Here is a 25,326-nt window from a genome sequence, read left to right on the forward strand (position 1 = left end):
GACCGCGATCGCAAGCTGGAACGATTGTCTTCGGGCGCCCGCCATGCCATCACCGATCACGGCAGGCCGGCCGCATTGCGGCCGCCGGCCGCGGGAATCGCCGGAGAAAATGAATGCAAAATCGGGATCGACTTCGTCTTTCCGCTTCAGGCGGCGGGTCCGGAGAGCGCAGGCTGATCGGCATGCTCACGCCGTCCTCGAACACCGTTCTGGAGCCTTACACGACGCATATGCTGGAGCCTCTCTTCCCGAGGGTCTCGGCTCATTTCGCGCGGTTCCGCGTCACTCAGATCGCTCTCGACGAAACCGCCAATGGTCAGTTCGCCCTGGCGCCGATCCTGGCCGCGGCCGAACTTCTGGCCGATGCGAAATGCGACGTCATCGCGTGGAACGGAACATCGGCGAGCTGGCTCGGCTTCGACACCGACGCGCGCCTCTGCGCTGCGATCACCGAACGCACCGGCATCGCGGCGACGAGCGCGATCCTGAGCCTCAACAGGCTGCTGGCGGATCTCGGCGTGAAGCGGCTCGGCCTCGTCACGCCCTATACCGACGACGTCCAGGCGAGGATCGTGGAGAACTACGCCAGCATCGGCATCGAGGTCTGCGCCGAGGCCCATTGCGGGCTCAGCGACAACTTCTCCTTCGCCAATGTCGGCGAAGACGCGATCGAGGCGATGTGCGAGGATGTCGCGGCGGCCGGGCCGGACGCCATCGCGATCGTCTGCACCAACATGCGGGGGCCCCTGATCGCCGCGACGCTCGAACGACGGCTGGGCATTCCGGTCCTCGATTCCGTCGCCTTCACCCTCTGGGGATGTCTCGCCGCGGTCGGTGTCGAGCCGACGCCGCTGGGAGAGTTCGGCTCGATCTTCGCGCCGGCCGGGCGGTAGGCTGCGCCATGTCCGACGCGTCGACCCTCACCGTTGATCCCGCGAGCGGCACCGAACGTCCGATCCTCCACACCCAGGTGATCGACGAGTTGCGCGGCATCATCACGCGGGGCGAACTCGCCGAGGGCAAGCGCGTGCCGGAGGCCGCCCTGTGCGAGCGCCTCGGTGTCTCGCGCACGCCGCTGCGCGAAGCGTTGAAGGTCCTTGCGGCGGAGGGCTTCGTCGAGCTGCGGCCGAACCGCGGCGCGGTCGTCGTGCCGATCGATGGCGATGCCGTGGCCGCGCTGTTCGAGCTGAAGGGGGCGATCGAGTCCATGATCGGGCTGAAACTGCCCGAACGGATCACGCCGGCCGAGCTCGCCCACATCGAGGCCATCCACCAGCGCCTGAAGGCCTGCCAGCAGAGGCTCGACGCTCCGGCCTACACCCTCGGGAACCACGATTTCCATGCCGCCCTCGCGGCCGCCATCCACAACGACGCCGTCGTGCAGACCTATTCGCGCCTCCAGCAGAAGATCCTGCGGGCAAGGCTGGCGATCAACGAGGATCCGAGCCAGCTGGCGCGGTCCATCGACGAGCACGAAGGGATTATGGCCATGTTGCGGGCCGGCGCGGCTCGCGACCTCGCCTTCAAGCTCGAGGAGCACAATCGCCGGACCGGCGAGGCGATCCTGGCGCAACTGCGCATGAAGCCGGAGTAGCGGGCGATGAAGATCCTCAGGGCCAGGTTCGTCCTTCCCTGCGCAGGCGGCGAGCCGATCGTCGACGGATGCGTCGCGATCGCGGCGGACCGGGTCGCCGCCGTCGGGCGCTTCGAGGACGTCCGAAGCCGCTTCCCGGGCGGCGCGGTCCTCGACTACCGGCAGGCGATCATCCTCCCCGGCCTGATCAATGCCCACCAGCATGGCCGGGGCCTCAGCCCGCTCCTCCTCGGCTACCGGGACGACGCGTTGGAGCCGTGGATCGCCGCACGGCGGCGTCATGGTCCGCCCGACATCTATGCGGTCACCCGGCTTGCGGCCGAGGAGATGCTGGCGAACGGCGTGACCGCCACGCTCCATGCGAACTACAGCTACGGGTCCGATTATCGCGAAGAGCTTGGCGAAACCGCGCGGGCCTACCGCGATGCCGGCATCAGGGCGACGATCTGCATCGGCTATCAGGACCGCGGCTTCCTCGCCTATGAGAACGAGGCGGAATTCGTCGCCGCCTTGCCGGAAGACGCCCGGAAGGCGCTCCGGATCCCGGCGGCGCCGCCTTATGCCGGCAGCGTTGCCGGCACGATCGCCCTGATGGAGGAGATGTCGGCGCGCTTCGGGGATGCGCCGCTGATCACCTTCGCCTACGGCCCGGCCGGACCGCAATGGGTCAGCGACGAGGCCTGGACCGCGCTCGCCCGAGATGCCGCAAGGCGCGGGGTCGGCCTGCATTTCCACCTCCTGGAATCGCCGCTGCAGGCGGCCTGGTGCCGCAAGGCCCATGGCGGCTCGACACTCTCCCATCTTCGGCGGCTGGGGGTCTTCGAAGCGAAGACGAGCTGCGCCCACGGCGTCTACATGAGCGAAGAGGACATGACGCTTGCCCGCGAGGAGGCCGTGGTCGTCGTCGCCAATCCGGGTTCCAACCTGCGCCTCTTCAACGGGCCGCCACCGGTTGCGGAGCTCCATCGACGGGGATGCGTGGTCGCCGTCGGCACCGACAACACCGCGCTTGCCGACGACGAGGACTATCTCGCCGAGCTGCGACTTTACGCAAGCCTTGCCCGCACGCCCGGGATCGAGGCGATCGGCCCTTCGCCGGCAGAGATCCTGCGAACGGCGACGATCAACGGCGGGAAGGCGGCGTTTCTTTCCGAGGGCACCGGGTCGCTGGAGCCGGGTCAACCGGCCGATCTCGTCGCAATCGACTGTGCCCGCTTCGAGGCGCCCGACGGCTCGTGCCCCCGCAACGCCCTGCCCCTGCTTCTCGCCCGGGCCAAGGGCACGGATGTCGCCCTGACCATGACGGCGGGCGTCGTGCGCCATGCGAGGCGCCGGGAGGATGCCGACCGACGCGCCCATTGGCGGCATGTCGCAACCGCCTCCGTCGCGAAACGGGAGACAAGGCAGGACGAGACGACCGTCGCGGCCATCCAGCGGGGATTGCGCGGCCTCCGGCGCGAGGTTTGAGAGATTTCCGGCCGTGCGAGGCGCCGTTCCGCCCTCTCTCGCGCCCCTCGCGCCCCCTCGCGACGGCGGGCGTCGCTGGGACCTCAGGCCGGCGTGCCGCTGTACCAGCGCAGGAAGCGGTCCCGGACCCGGTCGGTATGATCGATCATCGCAGCGCGGGCGCGGTCCGCATCGCCCGCCGCGATGGCTTCGAGGACGGCGAGGTGCTCCTTCGCCTGGTCGGCGAAATTGCGCTCCATGCGGACCACGTGACACATCCGCGCCTTCTCGCGCACGCCCTTGATCATCGAGGCGAGCAGCGGCATGCCGCTGGCATTGGCGACGAACAGGTGAAAGCTGTCGTCATAGGCCCAGAACGGCTCGAGTTCCGTGGCCGGATCGGCGATGATGCGGTGGGTCGCCTCGATCAGCTCGCCCGTCGCCGCCGGCGCCGCCCGCCGCGCCGCCTGGGCCGCGCCTTCGCTTTCCAGAAGCCGGCGGATCACCATGATCTGCAGCAATTCGTCCAGCGGCACCTCGCGGATGACCAGCGTACCGTTCGACAGCCGCTCGACCAGACCTTCCCCGGTCAGCCGGGTGATCGCCGTGCGCAGCGGCGTGCGCGAGCCGTCCACCTGTTCGGCGAGCTTGCGCTCGGTGAAGACCGTGCCTGGCGCGAGTTCACCGGCGAGAATCAGGCTTCGGACGTACTGGTACGCCTGTTCCGACAGAGTCTGCCTGTCCTCCGGCTGAAGAGTGTCCCGTGTCATTCCGCCCTTCTGTTCCCGATGAAACGCCCGCAGGGACCGCCCTCATCCCATGCCGCAACAGGATTTGCAAAAACCGCTGGACTCAGGGTGTGCCATCGGTATCGTAGCGGTATACCAGCGAGATACAAAAAGGCGCAACGGCTTGCAGCATCCGCAGTTCCGGCACCTCCCCTCCCAGCGTTTCTCCCCCCAGCCTTTCGCCCCATTGACGGAAGAAGCCTTCGCTCCTTTCGGGCTGGTGCTCGAGCATCGCGGCGAAGACAGGCGGCATCCCCTCGACCTCGCCTTCGATGCCCGTGGCGACGGCGGCGAACTGACGTCCTGGATCACGCGGATCGAGACGCCGCTTGCCGGCGGCGAGCGGATCGACCGGCTCGAGCGCCATCCCTTCTCCGACCAGATCTTCGTGCCCCTGAACCACCAGCGCTTTCTCGTCGTCGTCTGCGAGGACGACGGGACCATGGCGCCGGATCGGGCCACCGTCCGGGGCTTCGTCGCGGGCCCGGGCCAGGGCGTCGTCTACCGGCGCAATGTCTGGCACGCCGGCATGCTGGTTCTCGATGCGCCGGCGCAGTTCTTCGTCCAGATGACCATGGCGGCCGGTGGCGGGGACGACGTGTTCCATCCGCTCGCCGAGCCGATCCTGCTGCCGTCCTTCGCGGGCTGGCCGGAGACGGCGGGGGGCGCATCGTGAGCGATCATCTCGACCGGGACTTTGCCGGCTACGGCGCCCATCCGCCGGATCCGCAATGGCCAAGCGGGGCCAGGCTGGCCCTGAATTTCGTCATCAATGTCGAGGAGGGCGGCGAGCCCTCCGTGCCGGACGGCGATCCCGCCACCGAGGCGAGCCTGACGGAAGCCGGCGGCGACCCGATGCCCGGGCGCAACCTCGCGGCCGAGACGATGTTCGAATATGGCAGCCGGGTCGGCTTCTGGCGCATCGCCCGGCTGTTCACCGAGCGCGGCCTGCCGGCCACCGCGATGGCCTGCGGCCTGGCGCTGGAGCGCAACCCGCAGATCGCCGCCTTCCTGCGCGAGGCCGATTTCGACGGATGCGCCCATGGCTGGCGCTGGGAGCATCATCGTCTCCTCTCCCGCGAAGAGGAAAGGACGCGGATCGCCAGAACCGTCGCTGCCTTCCGCCGGCATCTCGGCGCACCGCCCGCCGGCTGGTACTGCCGCTACGGCCCGAGCCTGAACACCCGCTCGCTTCTCGTCGAGCATGGCGGCTTTCTCTACGACAGCGACGCCTATAACGACGAACTGCCCTACTGGACGACGGTCGGCGGCCATCCGCACCTCGTCGTTCCCTATTCGCTGGTCACCAACGACGCGAAATTCATCCGCGGCGGCTATTCCACCGCCGAGGACTTCTTCGTCAATCTGAAGGACGCCTTCGACTGGCTGCGGGCGGAAGGCGCCAGCCGGCCGAAGATGATGTCCGTCGGGCTGCATCTGAGGGTCGCCGGCCATCCGGGCCGCGCCGCCGGCCTTGCCAGGTTCCTCGACTACGCGGCGCGCCACGACGACGTCTGGATCTGCCGGCGCGACGCCATCGCCCGGCACTGGCGGACGACGCATCCGCCTGCGACCTGATCGAAGTCTCCCAGATCTCTCCCTCCCCTCCCAAGGAAGAACAAAGGAACCAGCATGAAGAACTCTCTCCTCGCGGCAACACTTGCCCTGCTGCCACTCGTTTCGGCTCCGGCCTTCGCGCAGGAAGACGCCCATCCCGCCGACCAGCCGCTCGTGGTCGGCTCGGATTTCGGCCTCGCGCCCTGGATGGTGCGCGGCGTCGATGGCCCGGAAGGCTTCGGCTACGACATGGTGACCGAGATCGCCAAGCGGATCGGCCGGCCGTCCGTCGAGGTCGTCGACATCAACTTCTCCGGCCTGTTCGCGGCGCTTCTGTCCGGCCGCATCGAGTTCACGGTCAACCCGCTCAACATCACGGCGGAGCGGGCCGAGACGATGCTCTATTCGGAGCCCTTCTTCGCCACCGGCAATGGCTTCATCACCCGCGAGGGCGAGTCGATGGCCAATTACGAGGCGCTTCAGGGCAAGTCGATCGCCGTCAACCGCGGCACGATCTCGGACAAGTGGGCGACGGCGAACGCCTTGACATACGGCTTCGAGGTGCAGCGCTACGAGACCTTCCCGGATTCGGTCCAGGCGGTGATCACCCAGCGCGCCTTCGCCGCGATCAACGAGATCCCGACCGCGGCCTATGCCGCCGGCCAGAACCCGGCGATCACGCTCGCCTACGAAGACTATGACGGCCGCATGTTCGGCTATGCCTTTCGCTACGAGAGCAAGGCCTATCGCGACAAGGTCGAAGGCGCGATCGAATGCATGAAAAAGGACGGGACGCTGAAGGCCCTCTACGACAAGTGGTATGGCGGCGAACTGGCGGCCGACAGCCCGCTCCTCACCGTTTTTCCGGGCTACGGCGCGCCGGGCTTCAAGGGCTATGACGAGACCTCGCACGAGCTCGCCTGCAACTGATCGGACCTCTCCCCCGTGGCGGCGACGGCCGCCACGGACATCGGGTCGTTCCGCCGGCATGACGGCCGCGGCAAGGGGCATGCATGGACAAGCTGGTCCAGAATTTCTTCAACCTGTCGGTCATCGAGGGCGCCCTGCCCTCGGTGCTGATCGGCTTTGCGACGACCGTCCAGGTGGCGCTGGCGGTGATCGCCATCGGCGTCGTCCTGGGGCTGGGTCTGGCCTTGCTGCGACTGCTGGAACTGCGGGCGCTCGATGTCCTGATCACCGCCTGGATCGAGCTGTTCCGGACGCTCCCGCAGCTCGTCATCATCATCTTTCTGTATTTCGCCCTGCCCTATGGCGGCATCCGCATGTCGCCCTTCGCGGCGACGGCCTTCGCGCTCGGCTCCGTGCTGTCGGCTTTCTGCGCCGAGATCTTCACCGCCTCCATCGCAGCCCTGCCGAAAGGCCAGTGGGAAGCCGCCCGCGCCCTGAACCTGCCGCCCATCCGCACCTTGCGCCTCGTCATCCTGCCGCAGGCGGTGCGTCTGGCGACGCCGCTGATCACCAACCGCGTCATCGCCGTGACCAAGGGCTCGGCGCTGGGGGTGGCCGTCTCGCTGAACGACACGCTGGGCGCGGCCCAGAGCTACATGGCGATCGTCGCCAATCCCTCGCCGCTGATGCTGGCGGCGGCACTCTACCTCGCCTTCTTCATCCCCCTCGTCACGCTCAGCCGCTATCTGGAGCGGCGCATGACGCCCTATTGAGGCCGGCCGGTGGATCTCTTTCTCGCCAATTTCGCCAACTGGGATTCCCTCGTGAAGGTCTGGCCGCTGCTGATGCAGGGGCTGGCCGTGACGGTGCAGGTGGTTCTCGTCTGCCTGCCGCTCGCCGCGCTCTGCGGCCTCAGCGTCGGCGTCGGCTATTCGCTGGCCGGCCCCGCCATGCGCCGGGCGATCGTCGTGATGATCGACCTCCTGCGCTCGTTTCCGGCCCTCGTCCTGCTCGTCCTGATCTATTACAGCCTCCCCGCCTTCGGCATCCGCCTCAGCGCCTTCAGCGCCGTCGTCCTGGCGCTGGTCCTCAACAACACCGGCTATTTCGGCGAGATCTTCCGGGCCGGGATCATGTCGATCGACAAGGGCCAGAGCGAAGCGGCGCATGCGCTGGGCTTCGGCTTCTTCCGCGCGATGATCTGGATCATCCTGCCGCAGGCGGCCCGGCGGGTCACCGCGCCGCTTGCCTCCAATGCGCTCGAACTGATCAAGGCGACGTCGATCGCCTCGATCGTCGCGATGCCGGAACTGCTGCGCTCGGCCCGCGTCGCCCAGGAGCTGACCTACAACCCGACGCCGCTCACCGCCGTCGCGGTGATCTTCTTCGTCCTGTTGTGGCCGTTCTCACGCTGGGTCTCGGTGCTCGAGCGGCGCGCCATCATCGCCAGGAGATGACGCCATGAAGATTGCCATCACCGGCGGTTCGGGCTTTGTCGGTCTCGCCGCGGCGGAAGCCATCGCAGCGCGCGGCCACGACGTCGCGCTGTTCGATCTCTCGGCCCCAACTGCCGCGTTCCGCTCCCATCCGGCCATTGCGGGAGCCCGCTTCGTGCGCGCCGACATCTGCGACGGCGCGATGCTGGCGGAGGCTTTCGCGGCCGAGCGGCCCGAGGCGCTTCTGCATCTGGCTGCCTTGACCTCCAACGAGGCGATGGAGCGCCGCGGCGCGGCAAGGATCATCGCCGTCAATGTCGGAGGCACGGCGACGACGCTGGAAGCCGCGGCGAAAGCAGGATGCCGGCGGATCGTCGCGCTCTCCTCGATCGCCGTCTACGGCTCGCGCCGGAAGGATTTCGGCACGGCCGAGAGCCTCGACGAGACGACGCCGCTCTGCCCGGACACGCTCTACGGGATCACCAAGCGGGCCGGCGAGGAGGTGGCGCACCGGCTCGCCGAACTCCATGATCTCGAACTGACGGTGCTCCGGCTCGGGCCGATCTTCGGCCCCTGGGAGCGGCCCGGCGAGGCGCGGCCCGATCTCAGCCCGCATGCCCAGATCCTCGCCCAGGCGGCGCCGCGGCTCGTGAACGAGATGCGGGCCGACTGGCTCTACAGCCGCGACGCCGGCGCAGCGATCGCCGCGGTCGTCGAGGCGGCCGGGCTCGGCGGCAAGACCTTCAATCTCGGCGCCGGCTCGCTCTCGACGCCGCGCGAATGGGCTGCCGCCACCGGCATCGCCCTTCCCGAGATCTCAGCCGACGCCCCGACCGTCACATCGCGCATCCCGCCGTCGCGGCCGCCGCTGGCCATCGAACGGTTGCGGGCAGCCATTGGCGCTGCCGGCACGCGGCCGATCACGCAGGCGGCAGCCGATCACATGGCCTGGCTGGACTCTGTCGGCGTGAAGCCGGCGCGGGCGACCCGATGAGCGAGGCTGGCGATCCCCTCATCCGCATCCGCGACGTGTCGAAATTCTACGACCGGTTCCAGGCGCTGCACGCCATCCACCTCGACGTGCCGGCCGGCCGCAGGATCGTCGTCTGCGGCCCGTCCGGCTCGGGCAAGTCGACGCTGATCCGCTGCATCAACGGGCTGGAGAAATTCCAGAAGGGCTCGATCGTCGTCGACGGCGAACCGCTGGCACCCTCGGGACACGGCCTCGACGCGGTGCGCCGCAAGGTCGGCATGGTGTTCCAGCAGTTCAACCTGTTCCCGCATCTGACGGTCCTGCAGAATCTGACGATCGCGCCGACGAAGATCCTGAAGATGCCCAAAGCCGAGGCTCGCGACCTTGCCCGCCACTATCTGCAGCGCGTCCGCATCGCCGAGCAGGCCGACAAGTATCCGAGCCAGCTGTCCGGCGGCCAGCAGCAGCGCGTGGCGATCGCCCGGGCGCTGTGCATGCAGCCCAAGGCGATGCTCTTCGACGAACCGACCTCTTCGCTGGATCCCGAGATGGTCGGCGAGGTGCTCGACGTCATAGCCGACCTTTCGGCCGAAGGAATGACGATGGTCTGCGTCACCCACGAAATGGGCTTTGCACGTCGCATCGCCGACGAGGTCGTCTTCATGGATCAAGGGTGCCTGCTGGAGCGGCAGCGGCCGGACGACTTCTTCCATGCGCCGAAGACGGCAAGGGCGCGAGAGTTCCTCTCCCGCATCCTGCGCTGATGCCTCGGCACCCATGCCCGACCAGCTGCAATTCCGCCCGCAAGCCCGCCGGCTTCCTGTCTGCCGGACCTCCGGCAGGCGTTCAAGGACGTGCTGGCGAAGCGCGGCTGACGGCGGATCTCCCGTGCGCGGTCGCGACGACCTCGCCTTCTGCCCCTTGCGTGGGACATCACCCGCGTTGACGGTCTCGCGAAGGTCCATGTATCCTGTGGCGGCCTCTTCTTCAGGAGAGACGCCGTGCCGGAGGCGGTGACGATGCCCTTGCGAAATCCCACGAGCGGATCGTGACGACGTTGCGCCGAGGAATGGATGCGGGGATCGGCGTTGCTTCAGGGGCGTCTCGTCGGGACCTTCACTGCCATCCCATGGTGGGCGCTGCCGAGCTTTGGTCCCGGCGCCCGGTGAAGGGCGGCCTTTCCGCCGCGGGCTCCGGCAGGCAATGATGTCCGTCAGTCCAGGCAGCCTGCCAGCCTTGAGGGAGCCGCCGGACACGACGATCACGAGCCTCAGCGACGAATTGGCGAGAGCGGCCGTGCTCGTCATCGACGACGAGCCGGGCATGCGGAACTTCCTGGCCAAGATCCTCGCCGTAAACTGCGCCAGGGTGGACGTCACCGCGGACACGCGCGATGCCTCGCGACTTCTCGACGAAAACGCCTATGACGTGATCATCCTCGACAACATCATGCCCGACAAGACCGGGCTCGAATGGCTTGCCGAGCAGCGCAAGATCGGCCTCTTCAGCGACGCGATCATGATCACCGCCCATGCCGATCTGGACACGGCGATCCAGGCCATCCGCGCCGGCGCCAGCGACTTCCTGCTGAAGCCGTTCCGGTCCAACCAGGTCCTGAACGCCATTGCCCGCAGTCTCGAACGCTCGCGCCTGCGACGCCAGAACTCGGTGCTGCGCCACGAGCTCGAGGTCGGCAAGGACATCCTGAAGCATCGGGATGCGCTTTTGGGGACGTCGGTGGAGATCCAGAAGGCCCGGCAGGCGATCGAACAGGCCGCCCTGTCCCATGCCAACGTCGTCTTTCGCGGCGAGGTCGGCTCGGGCAAGCAGGTCGCCGCCCGCATGCTGCACGCCGCCTCGCCCCGGGCCGCCCATCCCTTCGTCTGGCTGCAGTGCTACGGCATGACCGAACAGGCCTTCCAGGAACGCCTGTTCGGTCATCTCGGCGCCCCGGCCGACGGGCCCTCTTCGCAGCAGGAAGGCATTCTCCTCAGCGCGGCGGGCGGCACCCTCTATCTCGAAGACGTGGAGATGCTTTCCGCGGGTTGCCAGAACATTCTCGCCGAGCTCGTCAGCACCGGTCGCTTCAGCCCGCTGGGGGCGCGCCGCAGTCTCGAATTCGACCTGAGGATCATCAGCTCCACGACGCGTCCGCTCCAGACGATCGCCGCCGAACGGGTGTTTCGCACGGACCTCTTCTATCTCCTGACCGTCGTCGAGATCCTGCTGCCGCCGCTGCGGCAGAGGACCGCCGACATCATGGAGCTGACGCGGTTCTTCTCGGAAAGGCTGTCGCAGCGCATGGGAACCGGCATTCCCGCCTTTTCGCCGGCGGCGCGTCGGCGGTTCCTGTCCCATGACTGGCCGGGCAATGTCATGGAGCTGCGCAACACCGTCGAGCGTGCCCTGATCCACGGCGACTTCGAGGCGGCGCTGGGGACCGCAGCCCCCCGGATCGAGATCGAAGACCTCGCCGCCGTCGAGCGGCGACACATCCTCGCCGTCCTCGACGCCTGCGACGGCAATCGCGCCGAGGCGGCGCGACGCCTCGGCGTGGCCCGCAAGACCATCGACCGGAAATGCCGCTCCTGGGGGCTGTGACCCGATGCACTCGGTGCGGCTGCAACTGCTCGCCATCGCCCTCCTGCCGCTGATCGTCCTCCTGCCGCTGCTGCTCGGCGTGACGATGCTGCGCTGGATCAACAAGTACGACGACCTTCTGATCGCCAAGGTGGGCAGCGACCTGCGCGTCGCCGAGCAGTATTTCGGCCGGATCACCGCCACCCTCGCCGCCGAGGTGGCGGCGGTGGCCCAGTCGGTGGATTTTCACGAGGCGAAGTCGCGCGGCGAGATCGCGCTCGCCGAATTCGTCGAGCGCAAGCGCACTGCCCTCGGGCTGGATTTCATGGTCTGGGGCGCCGTGACCGACACCGGCCTGCCCCAGGCGGCCCGCGAAGTGGCCCTCGCCGCAACGCCGAACGCGCCGATCGCCGAGCTGGTGCTCCTCGGCGCCGCGGAGATGTCGGTGATCTCGCCCTCTCTCGACGAGCTGGCGGCGATCCCGCTGGTCCCGACCGAAGCGGCGCGGCCGATCGCCCGCGACGTGGAAAGCCGGGGCATGTTCATCCTGGCGGCGCACCGCTCCGCCGACAGCGGCGAGATGTTGATCGGCGGCCGGCTCCTGAACCGCAATCTCGATGTCATCGACACCATGAACGCGCTCGTCTACCGCGACGAGGCGGGTGAGGTCTCGCGCACCGGCACGACGACGCTGTTCCTCGAGGACGTCCGGATCTCCACCAATGTCCGGCTGTTCGAAGGCTCGCGCGCGCTCGGCACCCGGGTTTCGGAGGCCGTCTGGCGGCGGGTGATGGAGGACGGCGAGACCTGGCTCGACCGCGCCTTCGTCGTCAACGACTGGTACATCTCCGGCTACGTTCCCCTCGCCGACATTTCCGGCAACCGGATCGGCATGCTCTACACCGGATTCCTCGAAGCGCCGTTCACCGCCCAGCGGAACGCGACGATCCTGACGCTGATCCTCGCCTTCGTCGCGGTGATCGGGCTGTCGGTGCCGCTGTTCCTGTGGCTCGCGAGGGGCATCTTCGCGCCCCTGGAAAAGATGACGGCCACCATGGCGCATGTGGAGGCCGGAGCCTTCGACGCGCGGATCGGCGCCGTCTCCGGCAACGACGAGATCGGCGCGGTGGCCCGCCATCTCGACCGCCTGCTCGACCAGGTGGAGGAGCGCGACGCCGCGCTGCGCGACTATGCCAACAACCTCAACGAGCTCGTGGAACGGCGCACCGACGAGCTGAAGGAGGCCAATCGCAAGCTCGAGACCACCTTCGCGCAACTGGTCATGTCCGAGAAGCTCGCTTCGGTCGGCGAGATCACCGCGGGCGTCGCCCATGAGATCAACAATCCCGTCGCGATCATCCAGGGCAACCTCGAAGTCATCCGCATGCGGCTGTCGCCCGAGCAGCAAGCGGAACTCAAGAGCGAATTGGATTTCATCGATACCCAGACGCATCGCATCAACATCATCGTCGGCAAGCTCCTGAACTTCACCCGCCCCGACGAAATGTCCGACGCGATGTCCCAGGTGGACGCCGCCCGGGCCGTCGACGACGCGCTGATCCTGGTTGCGCCGGATCTGCGCAAGCACGCGATCGAGACGCGAGTGGAGCACAGCCTGGCCCCGAGCTTCAGGGTCGTCGAGACCGAGCTGCAGCAGGTGATGGTCAATCTCGTCATCAACGCCACGCAGGCGATGGGCGCGGGCGGGACGCTGACGATCCGGACGCGGCCGGCCGTGCAGGGCGGCATCGCCGGCTGCGAGATCGTCGTCGAGGACACCGGTCCCGGCATTCCGCCCGACAAGATCGACAACGTCTTCGACCCCTTCATGACGACCAAGCTCGGCACCGGATCGGGACTGGGCCTGTCGATCAGCCAGGCGCTGGTGACGCGCGCCGGAGGGCTGATCAGCGTCCGCAGCGCCCCCGGCGAGGGAGCCACCTTCACCGTGTGGTTTCCGGCAGCGGACATTTAGTCCGACGAGGGACGGAATCGCGCGCAGGAGGTGGACATTTTGTCTCGGACTGGAGAGAATTTTTATCGGGCCGTCGACATTCTGACCTTTATTGGACTTGCACAATATCCCCAATGCTTTGATTTTAAAGATTAAATAGTTGACAGGTTGCAAGCTTCAATCCTAGCAATACTCCTCAGTTACGTATGGGAGGGCGGCGGCGCCCGATCAGGCGATCCGCGGGGATGGGGAGATTTAAGCCGAGCCTTTCCGGCAGGGAGGTCGCGCGTGACGGACCGTCCGGGAGCAGCCTCGTTCGTGGCGAGAGCCGGGTCCTGCAGGCGACCGGATGATCCTTCCGGGCCAGGAACGACATCGGATGCGCGACACCGCGGCACCCGACGACGCATGCAGATCGACCGCCCGGCGAAGTCCGGACTACACCGCGATGGTCGCACCGAGCAACGCGTGCCGATCAAGAAAAAAGAAGCCAAAGGGAGGAAAAAGAATGTTCCGGAGACACATGCATCTCGCGGCAGCTGCCGTCGCCCTGGCGGCAGTATCGGCCACCGCAATACCGGCAGCCGCGCAGGAAACGCAGTATTTCCCCGTGGCCAGCAGCCGGGTCGGGCCGTATTCCGCCATGGGCACCGGCTATTACGGCGCGCAGATCGACTACATGAACTACGTCAACATGAACGGCGGCGTGAACGGCGTCATGCTGACCTGGCAGGAGTGCGAGACCGAGTACAACGCGGTCAAGACCGTCGAGTGCTACCAGCGCCTTCTGGAAAAGGACGGCCAGCGGATCGTCGTGTTCGACACGCTCGGAACGCCCGGCGCCTATGCCGTGATCAACCGGATGGCCGAGGACAACGTCGTTCTCGCCCAATATGGCTACGGCAGGACCGACGCGGCGGATGGCAGGGTCTGGCCGTGGGTGTTCAACGCCGCCAGCCACTACTGGTCGCAGATCGCCGTCAAGATGAAGTTCATGGCCGAGCAGGAAGGCGGCGTCGAGAACATGAGGGGCAAGAAGATCGTGCACCTTCACATCGATTCCGCCTATGGGCGCGAGCCGCTGCCCGCCATGCGCAAGATCGCCGAGGACTGGGGCGTGACCCTGGTCGAGATTTCCGTGCCGCCGCCCGGCCTGGAACAGCAGTCGCAGTGGCTGCAGATCCGCCGCGAACGGCCCGACTGGGTCACCTTCTGGGGCGCCGGTTCCGGCATGAACTCGACTGCGATGACCAATGCGGCTCGCGTCGGCTTTCCCCGCAACCGCATGATGTACGTGACCTTCGGCGCGGCCGAGGAAGACATGTTTCCTGCCGGCGACGCCGCCCTCGGCACCTATGCCATGGCCAATGCCCTGCCCGGCCAGGACTATCCGCTCGTCAAGGCGATCAAGGATCAGGTCTATGGAGCCGGCAAGGGCAATTTGTCGGATCAGAGCCGCATCGGGTCGGTCTACTGGAACCGCGGTCTCGGCGCGGCGGTGATGTGGGTCGAGGCGCTGAAGAACGCCCAGGAGATGCACGGCAAGGTCGGCAAGGCGGTCACCGGGCCCGAATTCCGGGACGGCTACGAAGCACTCAACATGACCGAGGAGCGCCTCGGGGAAATCGGCATCAAGGGGATGATCGCGCCCTTCGCCATCTCGTGTGACAACCACGAAGGCGCGGGCAAGTTCGCCGTGATGCAGTGGAACGGCGAGAAGTTCGAGCAGATCACCGGCTGGGAAGCCCCGCTCGACCCCGGCTATATCCGCCAGCTGGTGGAGGAGTCCGCGGCCAAGTTCGCCAGCGAAAACAACATCACCCCCAAGAGCTGCTCCTGACGCGACTGCGCAGGGAAGAGGCGGCGACGTCGCAGGCCCATGCAAGTGGGCCCGCGACGGCCGCAGGCTGATGCCGGCCGCGCCGGCCGCGCCGGGGGGCGCAAGACCACAGATGGCAAGGAACCGATGACCGCGAGCACAGAAAACATCCTGGAAATCGACGCGATCGAGGTCGTCTATGACGGCGTCATCGCCGCCGTGCACGACGTGTCGCTCGCGGTGCCGCGGGGCAAGATCGTGGCGCTTCTCGGCGGCAACGGCGCCGGCAAGAGCACCACCCTGAAGGCGGTCTCGACGATGCTGGCCTCCGAACGCGGCATGGTGACCAGGGGTACGATCACCTACGAGGGCAAACCGGTCAAAGATCAGGGTCCGGCCGACATGGTTCGCCTCGGCATGGTCCAGGTGCTCGAGGGAAGGCGCTGCTTTGCGCATCTGACCGTCGAGGAAAACATCATTGCGGGAGCGTATTCCCGCAAGCTTTCCAAGGCCGAAATCCGCAACGAGCTCGAGAAGATCTACACCTATTTCAAGCGCCTGAGAGAGCGCCGCAAGAGCCAGGCCGGCTTCACCTCGGGCGGCGAGCAGCAGATGGTGGCCGTCGCGCGCGCGATGATGGCCAAGCCCAAGATGCTGCTTCTCGACGAGCCGTCGATGGGCCTCGCGCCGCAGCTGGTGGCCGAGATCTTCAACATCGTCAACGCGCTCAACCAGAAGGAGGGCGTGAGCATCCTGCTCGCCGAGCAGAACACCAACGTCGCGCTGCGCAACGCCCACTACGGATACATCATCGAAACCGGCCACGTGATGCTGCACGGGACCGCCCAGAGCCTCCTCAGCGACGAGAAGGTCAAGGATCTCTATCTCGGCGTCTCCAAGGAGGGCCGGAAGAATTTTCGCGACGTCCTGAGAAGAGAAAGCGCCGTGCATCCCGATCTGCATCAAGCCTAGGCTGTCGCGCCATCAGAGGAAGAGACCGAAAGACATGCTCGAGGCCAGACGCTTTCCGATTGGCGACCCCATCCTGGAAGTGAAGAACATTTCGCTGCGCTTCGGCGGCGTGCGGGCGATCACCGATACGTCCTTCAACGTCTTCAGGCACGAGATCCGGGCCATCATCGGCCCCAACGGCGCCGGCAAGAGCTCGCTGCTCAACTGCATCAATGGCATCTACAAGCCGCAGGAAGGCACGATCGCCCTGAACGGTCAGGTGCTCGACAAGATCAGCCCGAATATTGTTGCAAGAAAGGGCCTCTCCCGGACGTTCCAGAACCTTGCCCTGTTCAAGCGCATGTCGGTCCTCGACAACATCCTCGTCGGTCGCAAGCTGCACATGTCGGCGAATTTCCTCGAGGTCGCCTTCCGGCTGCCCAAGGCGTCACGCGAGGAACGGGAAAACCGCGCCAAGTGCGAGGAGATCGTCGAGTTTCTCGAGATCAGCCACATCCGCGACACGCCGGTCGGCCGGCTCCCCTACGGCCTGCAGAAGAAGGTGGAGCTCGGCCGGGCGCTCGCCACCGAAGCCGACATTCTCCTTCTCGACGAGCCGATGGCGGGCATGAACGTCGAGGAGAAGCGCGACATGTGCCGGTTCATCCTCAAGGTCAACGACGCGTTCGGCACGACCATGGTGCTGATCGAGCACGACATGGGGGTCGTCATGGACATTTCCGACAACGTCGTCGTGCTCGACTACGGCAAGGTCATCGGCGACGGGCCGCCCGACAAGGTCCGGGCCGACCAGGCCGTGATCGACGCCTATCTCGGGGTGGCCCATGACTGATCTTCTCTTCTTCATCGAAGTCGTGGTCGCCGGGCTGCTCGCGGGCACGATGTACTCGCTCGTCGCCCTCGGCTTCGTCCTGATCTACAAGGCCTCGTCGACGTTCAACTTCGCGCAAGGGGCGATGGTGTTCTTCGCCGTCCTCGCCTTCGTCGGCTTCATGGAGCTGGGGCTGCCATTCGTCGCGGCCTTCTTCGTCACCATCGTCCTGATGGGGCTGGTGGGGTTCTTCACCGAGCGGCTGGTCCTGAAACCGCTGATGAACCAGAGCGAAGACACACTGCTGATGGCGACCATCGGCCTCGGCTTCGTGCTGGAGGGCCTCGCACAGGCCGCCTGGGGGGTGGAAGTCCGGCGGCTCGACCTCGGCATCGGCGACTTTCCGATCCCCTGGATCATCGACAGCACCGGCCTGTTCATCAGCGCCCTCGATCTCACGGCGGGCCTCGTCGCCGCCGTTCTCATCACCGGTCTGGCCCTGATCTTCAAATACACCAAGATGGGGCTCGGCCTTCGCGCCGTCGCGGACGATCCGGGCGCGGCCAGCTCGATCGGCATCCCCCTCGGCAACATCATGCTGCTGGTCTGGACCGCGGCCGGGATCGTCGCGCTCGTCGCCGGCATGATGTGGGGGGCGCGCGCCGGCGTGCAGTTCGCGCTGGTCGACCTCGCCCTCAAGGCGCTTCCGGTGCTGATCATCGGCGGCTTCTCGTCGATCCCGGGCGCCATCGTCGGCGGACTGATCATCGGGGCCTCCGAGAAAGTGCTGGAAGTCTATGTCGGGCCGTATTTCGGCGGCGCGATCGAAGGTTGGGCGCCGTACGTCCTGGCGATCTTCTTCCTGTTGTGGCGACCCGAAGGCCTGTTCGGCGAGAAGATCATCAGGCGCGTATAGGATAGCGGCACATGAATTCGAACATCCTCTTCATGGGTTATACGCGCAGCGACGTGACCAATCTCGTCGTCGCCCTGGCGGTGGCCCTGATCGTCATCCCGCTGACCATCGAGTCGGACTACTGGTACGCGTCGATCCTGATCCCGTGGCTCTGCCTGGCGCTCGCGGCGGTCGGACAGCAGATCGTCATGGGCTATGCCGGCCAGCTGGCGCTCGGGGCCGCGGGCTTCATGGCGGCCGGCGCCTTCGCCTGCTTCAACCTGATCCTGCGCGTGCCCTACATGCCGTTTCCGGTGGCGCTGGTGCTCTCGGGCCTGATCGCGGCGGCCTTCGGCGTCCTGTTCGGGCTGCCCAGCCTGCGGGTCCGAGGCATCTACCTCATGGTCGCGACGCTGGCCTCGCAGTTCTTCATCGTCTGGATGATCGACAAGTTCGGCTGGTTCAAGAACTACGACACCTCCGGCATCATCACGGCGCAGGACATCGTGATCTTCGGCAAGCCCTTCACCACGCCGCTGGAAATGTATCTGGTGGTCGTGGTGGTCGTCGCGGTGCTGACGATCCTCGCCATCAACATGACGAGGGGCAGTACGGGGCGAAGCTGGATGGCCGTGCGCGACATGGACATCGCCGCGGAATCGATGGGCATCTCGCTGCTGCGCACCAAGCTCCAGGCCTTCGCCATCTCCGCCTTCTTCTGCGGCGTCGCCGGGGCGCTGTTCGCCTTCACCTATCTGAAGTCGCTCGAACCCGTCGCCTTCGACATCAAGCTCTCGTTCAAGATCCTGTTCATGGTGATCCTCGGCGGCCTCGGCACGATCAGCGGCGCCTTCATCGGCGCCGCCTTCATCCTTCTGTTCCCGGTCGTCTTGAACAGCCTCGGCAACAACGTCTTCCACGGCGCGATCGACGCCACCATCATCTCGGCGGCGGAACAGGTCGTGTTCGGCGCGCTGATCATCGTCTTCATGATCTACGAGCCGCTCGGCATGACCAAGCTGTGGGAGAACGTGAAGCAGCGCTTCCAATTCAAGCGCGCACCGAAGGCGACGCTTCCAAAGACGCAGACGACCTGAGGGCCGTAAGGGAATGGGGTTCGAGGCGCAAGGTGCCGGAGCGGCCCTTGCGCCTCGCCGCGATGTCGCTCAGCCGTGGACGATCTTCGTGCCGAGGACGTTCAGGCATTCGCGCATGAAGGCGGCGAGCGCGGTCCAGCCCTTGGCCGAGACCATGTTGCCGTCGACATAGGCTTCGGTCGGGCTGAGGTCGACATAGATGCCCCCGACCGCCGTGACCTCGGGTTCGCAGGCGCCGAGGCCGCCGACCTTCTTGCCCTTCAGGACGCCCGGCACCGCCATCAGGATCTGCACGCCGTGGCAGATCGTGAAGATCGGCTTGCCGGTCTCGTGGAAGTGGCGGACGATGTTCTGCACCCGCTTGTCGGTGCGGATATATTCCGGGCCGCGGCCGCCGGCGGCATAGACCGCGTCGTATTCGTCGACATTCACCTCGGCGAAGGTCTTGTTGATGTCGGCGTAATGGCCGAGCTTCTCGGTATAGGTCTGGTCGCCCTCGAAGTCGTGCAGCGACGTCTTGATGCGGTCGCCGGCCTTCTTGTCCGGGCAGACGACGTGGACCGTGTGACCCACCGCCTCCATCCCCTGCTGGAAGACGAAGATCTCGTATTCCTCGGTGAATTCACCGGTCAGCATCAGAATTTTCTTGCCACTCATCGAAGAGTTCCTCCTGGCGTTGTGTCGAAGAATGGCGGCCGGCTCGCGCCGGCCGCCATGAAGCTCAAGACAGGGATCAGAACGGCGAGTCCGGGAAGTAGAACTGGTCGGCGTTCTCGGGGGTGATCAGCGGCGCGTCCAGCTTGAACGAGCCGCGCATCGGCGCCTGGCCGGCGAACTGGCCGGCGGTCATGTAGATGGCCGACTTGATCATCGACGGCGGATAGGGCGTCGAGATCGGCGTCCGCTCGTCGCCCTTCTTCACCATCTCGATCACCTGCTTCATGCCGTTGCCGCCGAGCGCGAAGCGGATGTCCTTGCGGCCGGCCTGGTCCACGGCCTCGATGACGCCGAGCAGCATGTCGTCGTCATTCGCCCACACCGCGTCGATCTTGGGATATTTGGCGAGATAGTCCTGCATCAGGGTGAAGGCCTCGTCCTGGTTCCAGTTGGCATACTGGATGTCGAGGATCTTGATGTCGGTCTCCGCGATGACGTCGGAGAAGCCCTTGATGCGCTCGTCGTCGATGACGGTCGGGATGCCGCGCAAAACGACGATCTCGCCCTTGCCGCCCAGCTGGTCGCTGAGCCAGCGGGCGGTGTTGGCGCCGACGGCGATGTTGTCGCCGGCGACATAGAGGTCCTGGATCGCCGGGTCGGTCAGGCCGCGATCCACCACGGTGATGAAGGTCCCCTTCGACTTGACCTGTTCCACGGGGCCGGTCAGCTCCTCCGAGGTGAAGGGCAGGATGACGAGGGCGGCGAGCTGCTGGGTCGCAGAAAGGTCTTCCAGCGAGGAGACCTGGGCGGTGGCCGAGGAGGCGGTCGAGACGATGACGTCGATGTTCGGGTACGCCGCCTCGATCTCCTTCTCCGCCTGCTCGGCGTGATAGACGACGCCGCCGGTCCAGCCATGGGTCGCCGCCGGGATCGACACGGCGATCTTCACGTCGCGCTCCTGGGCGATGGCGTGGCCGAGGCCGAGCGGCAGGGCGCAGGCGAGCGCCACCGCCGACAGCACCATCCGGCTCGTTTCGTTGAACATTCTCATGGGGATTCCTCCTCTGTTGATCTTGATTGTCGGCTGTCAGCGGCTGCTGGTGAAACGGTGCGCCAGCATGGCGATGATGATGATCGCCCCCTGCACCGCAGCCACGAGATATTCCGAGACCAGGTCCGACAGGACCATCACATTGGCGATGATCTCGAGGATCAGCGCCCCGGCCACGGAGCCCCAGACCCGGCCCTTGCCTCCCCGCAAGAGCGTTCCGCCGATCACCACGGCGGTGATGACCTGCAATTCCCAGAGCTGGCCCGTCGTCGGCGTCGCGGCGCCGAGGCGCGGCACGTAGCAGATCGCGGCCACGGCCACGCAGAAGCCCTGAATGACGTAGGCGCTGGTGCGCATGCCCCCGACATTGACGCCGGAGAAGCGCGCGACGTCGGCGTTGGAGCCCGCCGAGGTCAGGCGGCGCCCGTATTTCGTGCGGTAGAGCAGGAAGGCGCCGAGGAGCACGACGGCCAGCGTGATCAGGATCGGATAGGGAATGCCGAGGAAATCGCCGAAATAGACCGGCCGGTAGGCCTCCCGCAGGCTCCTGTCGATCGGCAGCGAACCGCCATCCGTCATGAAGGTGATGAAGGCCCGGAAGATCCCCATGGTGCCGAGCGTCACGATGAACGGCTCGATCCGCCCGACCGTCACGATCACGCCGTTGAACAGGCCGCAGAGCATGCCGACGATCAGCGCCGTGCCGGCCCCCGCGGCGATCGCCCAGTCGCCCAGCGCCGGGGCGAGCGCGTTCATCGTCATGATCATGATGCCGGTGACGAAGGCCATCATCGAGCCGACGGAGAGATCCAGGCCGCCGGAGGCGATGACGAAGGTGGCGCCGACGGCGATGATCGCGATGAAGGCGCTTCTCGTGGCGACGTTCAGAAGGTTCGCCGACGAGACGAAGTTCTGGTTGATCAGCGCGCCGAGGACGATGATCACCGCCAGGGCGATGAAGGGCGCAAGGTCGCCCAGACGGATGCGGCGGCCTTCCTTCACGGCCGCGACGGTGGTTGTCGTTGCGGTCATCCCGGTGCCCTGCCCTCGCTCTCATGCCTGCCGCTGGTCGCCGCATAGACGACGTTCTGTTCGGTGATGGCTTCGCCGGTGAGTTCGGCGACGATCCTCCCTGCCCGCATCACCAGCACCCGGTCGGCGATGCCGACGAGTTCCTGCATTTCGGAGGAGATGACGATGCAGGCCATGCCGGCCCGCACCATCCTGTCGATGAAGCCGTAGATCTGGCTCTTGTTGCCGATGTCGATGCCGCGCGTCGGCTCGTCGATGATGACGATGGACGGTCTGGCCATCATGACCTTGGCCAGAAGCAGCTTCTGCTGGTTGCCGCCGGACAGCTTGCCGGCCTGCAGCGTCAGGGACCTGACGCGGATGTCATACTCCCGCACCGCCTTTTCGAGCACGGCTGCTTCGGGGCGGCGATGCAGCAGGACACCGGGATTGACCGCGTCGAGCGCCTGCAGCGTCAGGTTCGGCGCCAGCTCCTCGTCGAGCAGCAGGCCCTTTCCCTTGCGGTCTTCCGTCAGATAGACGAGCCCGGCCTTCATCATCGCGGTGACGCTGCGATGGGCGATTTCCTGGCCGTTCACGACGACCCTGCTCGCATGGGACGGGCGCAGGCCCATCAGCCCTTCCATCAGCTCGGTCCGGCCTGACCCGATCATTCCGCCGATGCCGAGAACCTCGCCGGGCCTCAACGCGAAGGACGCCTTCGCCGCGCCGTGATCGACCGAAAGATCGGCGACCTCGAGGATCGGCGCGGCCGCGACGGCATCGCGCTTGCGCGGATAGAGCATCGACAGTTCGCGCCCGACCATCAGCTCGGCCATCTCGCGCTGGCCGAGTTCGGATGCCGGCCAGGTGCCGATCATCCGCCCGTCGCGCAGCACCGTGATCCGGTCGGCCAGCGCCTGGACCTCGTCCAGACGGTGGGAAATGTAGAGGACGCCGACGCCGTGCTCGCGCAGGCTCCGGACGATGTCGAGGAGGGCCGCGACCTCGTCATTGGCAAGGACGGCGGTCGGCTCGTCGAGGATGACGACCTTGCGCTCCTCCAAGAGCGCCCGGGCGATCTGCACCAGCTGGCGCTGCGCCAGGGGCAGGTCGCCGACGCGGGCGCGCGGATGGGCGGTGGATCCGACCCGCGCCAGGACGGCCGCGGTGCGACGGTCCATCGCCCGGTCGTCGGCGAGCCAGCCGCGGCCGAGTTCGCGACCGAGGAAGACGTTTTCGGCGACCGTCAGATCGGCTGCCAGCAGGATCTCCTGGTGGACGAGAACGATGCCCGCCGCCTCGGCCTCGGCCGCATCGGCGAAGTCGATCGGCACGCCGTCGACCATGAGATGGCCCGCCGTCGGGCGCGCATGGCCCGACAGAAGCTTCATCAGGGTGGACTTGCCGGCGCCGTTCTCGCCGATCACCGCATGGACCTCGCCCGGCAGGATGTCGATCGTCACGTCGGACAGGACGGTGATCGACCCGTAGGTCTTGCCGAGGCCTTCGGCCTGCATCACGGCCGGCCGGGGCGCAGCCGAGTTCGGGGCGGGGAGCGGTGCAGGGATCGGGGCGGCGATCATTCGAACGCCGCGAGCAGGCGATCGCGCGAGCGCTCGATGTGGTTCGCCATCGCCTTTGCGGCGGCATCGGCGTCGCCGGCGCGAAAGGCCGTCAGAAGATCCTCGTGCTCCTCCAGCGCCTCCTGGGTGACGCGGCTGTTGAACATCAGCCTGAAGATGTGAAGATGGACGTGCTGGTTGTAGAGCGTCGTGCGGATCACCTCGTTGCCGGCGATCCGCAGGATCTCGTCGTGGAAATGCGCGTCGGCGCGGGCAAAGCGCGAATAGCGCGTGCGCCGATCGAGCGGCGCCTCGCCGCCATCCATGTCGGCGGCGACGCTTTCGAGAGCCTGCAGGCTCTCCGGCGTCAGGTTGCGGGTGGCGAGACGCGAACCTTCCGGCTCGAGCAGCAGGCGGAACGTATAGAGGTCGTCGAACTGCTTGCGGGTCAGCTGCGGCGCGGCGCTGTAGCCGATCAGATGCTCCTTGCGCACCAGCCCCTCACGCTCCAGGCGGCTCAGCGCCTCGCGGACGGGGGTCTGCGACACGCCGAACTCGCGGGCGATGGTGTCGATCGGAATGCGCGAGCCCGGCGCGACCTCGAGCGACATCAGCTGGTGGTAGATGCGGTCATAGACCCCGTCCACCACGCTGGGGGGACGAATTGCGGCCGACGTACCGTCTCGCTCCGTCGCCATTCTCACCTGCGCCCATCCCTTCCCGGCCACCTTGACAGCGAGCAGCCTGTACCAGAGGATATCAGATGTCAAATACATTATCATATACGATTTGATATCGGATCACCGCATGAGGCCCATGCCTGCACCCGGGAGATATCCCCGTCCCGTTCGAAGGGCCCGCCGGGTTCAGGCCCGGTCGATGCCGAGGATGATGCCGGTCCGCGGCAGACGCATTCACCGCCGGGCAGCGACATGCCCGACGCTTCTCCAGGATCTGCAGGCCCTTGCAGCGGCCTCGGACCATCGAAAGGAAACCATGAGATGAACCTGTTCGGCACGATCAGGGCCCCGCGCGAACTCGTCTTCGGCGCCGGCCAGCGCCACAGCCTCGGCCGGATCGCCGCCAAGCTCGGGCGCCGCGCCCTGGTCGTCAGCGACGCGCGGCTGACGGGCGACCCGGAGTTCCTGGCGATGGTGGCGCAGCTCGAAGAACAGGGGATCGCGGTGGCGGTGGACGGCTCGGTCCTGCCCGACGTTCCGGTCGAATTGGCGCTGGCCAGCGCCGATGCCGCGCGCGACTTTGCGCCCGACCTCGTCATCGGCATCGGCGGCGGCTCCTGCCTCGACATGGCGAAATGCGTCGCGGTGCTTTTGGCCCATGGCGGCCGGCCGCAGGACTATTACGGCGAGCACAAGGTTCCCGGCCCGGTGCTGCCGCTGATTGTCATCCCCACCACCGCCGGAACCGGCTCGGAGGTGACGCCGGTCGCCGTCCTGTCCGACACCGAGCGCAGCCTGAAGGTCGGCATCTCCAGCCCCTATCTCGTTCCCACGGCGTCGATCTGCGACCCGGATCTCACCGCAACCTGCCCGCCGGGCCTGACGGCGATCGCCGGGGCCGATGCGCTGACCCATGCGATCGAGGCCTTCACCGCGATCCGCCGCGATCCGGTGCCGGGCATCGCGCAGGAGCGGGTCTTCGTCGGCAAGAATGCCTTGTCCGACCACTTCGCGCTGCGCGCCATCGCCCTCCTCTGGCAGGGGCTCGAGGCGGCCTGCCGGGATGGGGCCGACCGCGAGGCGCGCGAAAGGGTGATGCTGGGGGCGACGCTCGCCGGTCTCGCCTTCGGCGTCGCCGGCACGGCGGCCGCCCATGCCATCCAGTACCCCGTCGGCGCCCTCACCCACACGCCCCATGGCGCCGGCGTCGCCTGCCTCATGCCCTACGTCATGCAGTGGAACGCGCCCACCATCGCAGCCGAACTCGGCGAGATTGCCGAAGCGATGGGAGTTTCCGGCGGCGGTGCGGTAATCCCGGCCATCGCCGCCCTGTTCGAGCGGATCGGCATTCCACCGACGCTGAAAGATCTCGGCCTGGCCGAAGACCGCCTCGACTGGGTCGCCGAGCAGAGCTGCGGCATCGCCCGGCTGATCCAGAACAATCCCCGCCCCCTCGACCGGGACGACATGAACCGCCTCGTCGCGGCCGCCTATGCCGGCGACCGCAGCGCGCTGAACTGATCTCGAAGGA

At 66.8% G+C, this 25,326-nt stretch carries 23 protein-coding genes and 1 pseudogene; 18 read left to right on the forward strand and 6 right to left on the reverse strand.

From position 1 onward, the window contains the following. Positions 1–182 precede the first annotated feature (182 nt). From ATO4_RS12385 to ATO4_RS12395, 3 genes are read left to right on the forward strand one after another with little or no spacing between them, the layout of a single operon-like run. Complete coding sequence (locus tag ATO4_RS12385) at positions 183–893, forward strand: aspartate/glutamate racemase family protein (RefSeq protein WP_245308719.1); 711 nt, start codon at positions 183–185, stop codon at positions 891–893. An 8-nt stretch (positions 894–901) separates the two neighbouring features. Beyond that, positions 902–1,594, forward strand: a complete 693-nt coding sequence (locus ATO4_RS12390) for a GntR family transcriptional regulator (RefSeq protein WP_083591832.1) — start codon at positions 902–904, stop codon at positions 1,592–1,594. 6 nt (positions 1,595–1,600) lie between these two features. After that, entirely contained in the window at positions 1,601–3,061 is a 1,461-nt protein-coding gene (locus tag ATO4_RS12395; protein ID WP_083591833.1) for an amidohydrolase family protein, read from the forward strand. An 83-nt stretch (positions 3,062–3,144) separates the two neighbouring features. On the opposite strand, the gene ATO4_RS12400 is transcribed toward ATO4_RS12395, so the two are convergent. Further along, positions 3,145–3,810 carry a GntR family transcriptional regulator gene (locus tag ATO4_RS12400; protein WP_083591834.1) on the reverse strand — a complete coding sequence of 222 codons (666 nt, stop codon included), beginning with the start codon at positions 3,808–3,810 and terminating at the stop codon, positions 3,145–3,147. Between the two features lie 142 nt (positions 3,811–3,952). On the opposite strand from ATO4_RS12400, the gene ATO4_RS12405 reads away from it, so the two are divergent. The 14 genes from ATO4_RS12405 to ATO4_RS12470 all read left to right on the forward strand — a co-directional run bounded on the left by ATO4_RS12405 (position 3,953) and on the right by ATO4_RS12470 (position 18,831). Continuing rightward, positions 3,953–4,504 (forward strand): ureidoglycolate lyase, encoded by a 552-nt coding sequence (locus ATO4_RS12405; RefSeq protein WP_176222966.1) that lies wholly within the window; start codon positions 3,953–3,955, stop codon positions 4,502–4,504. After that, positions 4,501–5,406: a polysaccharide deacetylase family protein gene (locus ATO4_RS12410; RefSeq protein ID WP_245308720.1), complete on the forward strand. Its 906-nt coding sequence runs from the start codon at positions 4,501–4,503 to the stop codon at positions 5,404–5,406. Before ATO4_RS12405 ends, ATO4_RS12410 begins: the two co-directional genes overlap by 4 nt. 54 nt (positions 5,407–5,460) lie before the next feature. Then, complete coding sequence (locus ATO4_RS12415) at positions 5,461–6,315, forward strand: transporter substrate-binding domain-containing protein (RefSeq protein WP_083591836.1); 855 nt, start codon at positions 5,461–5,463, stop codon at positions 6,313–6,315. An 83-nt stretch (positions 6,316–6,398) separates the two neighbouring features. Beyond that, entirely contained in the window at positions 6,399–7,067 is a 669-nt protein-coding gene (locus tag ATO4_RS12420) for an ABC transporter permease subunit (protein WP_083591837.1), read from the forward strand. Positions 7,068–7,076: 9 nt separating this feature from the next. Continuing rightward, entirely contained in the window at positions 7,077–7,751 is a 675-nt protein-coding gene (locus ATO4_RS12425; RefSeq protein WP_083591838.1) for an amino acid ABC transporter permease, read from the forward strand. A gap of 4 nt (positions 7,752–7,755) precedes the next feature. Continuing rightward, positions 7,756–8,724 (forward strand): NAD(P)-dependent oxidoreductase, encoded by a 969-nt coding sequence (locus ATO4_RS12430; RefSeq protein ID WP_083591839.1) that lies wholly within the window; start codon positions 7,756–7,758, stop codon positions 8,722–8,724. Then, a complete protein-coding gene (locus ATO4_RS12435; RefSeq protein ID WP_083591840.1) occupies positions 8,721–9,467 on the forward strand; it encodes an amino acid ABC transporter ATP-binding protein in 747 nt (248 codons plus the stop codon). Before ATO4_RS12430 ends, ATO4_RS12435 begins: the two co-directional genes overlap by 4 nt. Positions 9,468–9,909: 442 nt before the next feature. Next, positions 9,910–11,304: a sigma-54 dependent transcriptional regulator gene (locus ATO4_RS12440; RefSeq protein WP_083591900.1), complete on the forward strand. Its 1,395-nt coding sequence runs from the start codon at positions 9,910–9,912 to the stop codon at positions 11,302–11,304. Positions 11,305–11,308: 4 nt separating this feature from the next. After that, a complete protein-coding gene (locus ATO4_RS12445) occupies positions 11,309–13,258 on the forward strand; it encodes a cache domain-containing protein (RefSeq protein WP_083591841.1) in 1,950 nt (649 codons plus the stop codon). Positions 13,259–13,745: 487 nt separating this feature from the next. Then, positions 13,746–15,077 (forward strand): ABC transporter substrate-binding protein, encoded by a 1,332-nt coding sequence (locus tag ATO4_RS12450; protein ID WP_083591842.1) that lies wholly within the window; start codon positions 13,746–13,748, stop codon positions 15,075–15,077. A 126-nt stretch (positions 15,078–15,203) separates the two neighbouring features. After that, positions 15,204–16,028, forward strand: a complete 825-nt coding sequence (locus ATO4_RS12455) for an ABC transporter ATP-binding protein (protein WP_083591843.1) — start codon at positions 15,204–15,206, stop codon at positions 16,026–16,028. 34 nt (positions 16,029–16,062) lie between these two features. Beyond that, positions 16,063–16,860, forward strand: coding sequence for an ABC transporter ATP-binding protein (locus tag ATO4_RS12460; protein ID WP_083591844.1), 798 nt, complete (start codon positions 16,063–16,065; stop codon positions 16,858–16,860). Then, the gene (locus ATO4_RS12465; protein ID WP_083591845.1) at positions 16,853–17,755 is read left to right on the forward strand and encodes a branched-chain amino acid ABC transporter permease; all 903 of its coding nucleotides are present in this window, start codon (positions 16,853–16,855) and stop codon (positions 17,753–17,755) included. The genes ATO4_RS12460 and ATO4_RS12465 overlap by 8 nt, the downstream gene beginning before the upstream one ends. 11 nt (positions 17,756–17,766) lie before the next feature. Continuing rightward, on the forward strand, positions 17,767–18,831 hold the full coding sequence (locus ATO4_RS12470; protein ID WP_083591846.1) for a branched-chain amino acid ABC transporter permease: 1,065 nt from the start codon (positions 17,767–17,769) through the stop codon (positions 18,829–18,831). A gap of 69 nt (positions 18,832–18,900) precedes the next feature. Here the strand turns inward: ATO4_RS12470 and ATO4_RS12475 are convergent, their stop codons facing one another. The 5 genes and pseudogenes from ATO4_RS12475 to ATO4_RS12495 all read right to left on the reverse strand — a co-directional run bounded on the left by ATO4_RS12475 (position 18,901) and on the right by ATO4_RS12495 (position 23,813). Further along, a complete protein-coding gene (locus ATO4_RS12475; protein ID WP_083591847.1) occupies positions 18,901–19,488 on the reverse strand; it encodes a DJ-1/PfpI family protein in 588 nt (195 codons plus the stop codon). Positions 19,489–19,564: 76 nt separating this feature from the next. After that, positions 19,565–20,539 (reverse strand): substrate-binding domain-containing protein, encoded by a 975-nt coding sequence (locus ATO4_RS12480; protein ID WP_083591848.1) that lies wholly within the window; start codon positions 20,537–20,539, stop codon positions 19,565–19,567. 36 nt (positions 20,540–20,575) lie between these two features. Beyond that, entirely contained in the window at positions 20,576–21,571 is a 996-nt protein-coding gene (locus ATO4_RS12485) for an ABC transporter permease (protein ID WP_083591849.1), read from the reverse strand. Continuing rightward, positions 21,546–23,136 (reverse strand): annotated as a pseudogene (locus tag ATO4_RS12490) (sugar ABC transporter ATP-binding protein); the annotation flags it as partial. The gene ATO4_RS12485 and the pseudogene ATO4_RS12490, both read right to left, overlap by 26 nt. Continuing rightward, positions 23,133–23,813 (reverse strand): GntR family transcriptional regulator, encoded by a 681-nt coding sequence (locus ATO4_RS12495; RefSeq protein WP_083591851.1) that lies wholly within the window; start codon positions 23,811–23,813, stop codon positions 23,133–23,135. The gene ATO4_RS12495 and the pseudogene ATO4_RS12490, both read right to left, overlap by 4 nt. A gap of 303 nt (positions 23,814–24,116) precedes the next feature. Here ATO4_RS12495 and ATO4_RS12500 point away from each other — a divergent pair, with 303 nt between their 5' ends. Then, positions 24,117–25,316, forward strand: coding sequence for an iron-containing alcohol dehydrogenase (locus ATO4_RS12500; protein WP_083591852.1), 1,200 nt, complete (start codon positions 24,117–24,119; stop codon positions 25,314–25,316). Positions 25,317–25,326 lie beyond the last annotated feature (10 nt).

This window comes from Aurantimonas sp. 22II-16-19i (assembly GCF_002088275.1).
Lineage (GTDB): Bacteria > Pseudomonadota > Alphaproteobacteria > Rhizobiales > Rhizobiaceae > Jiella.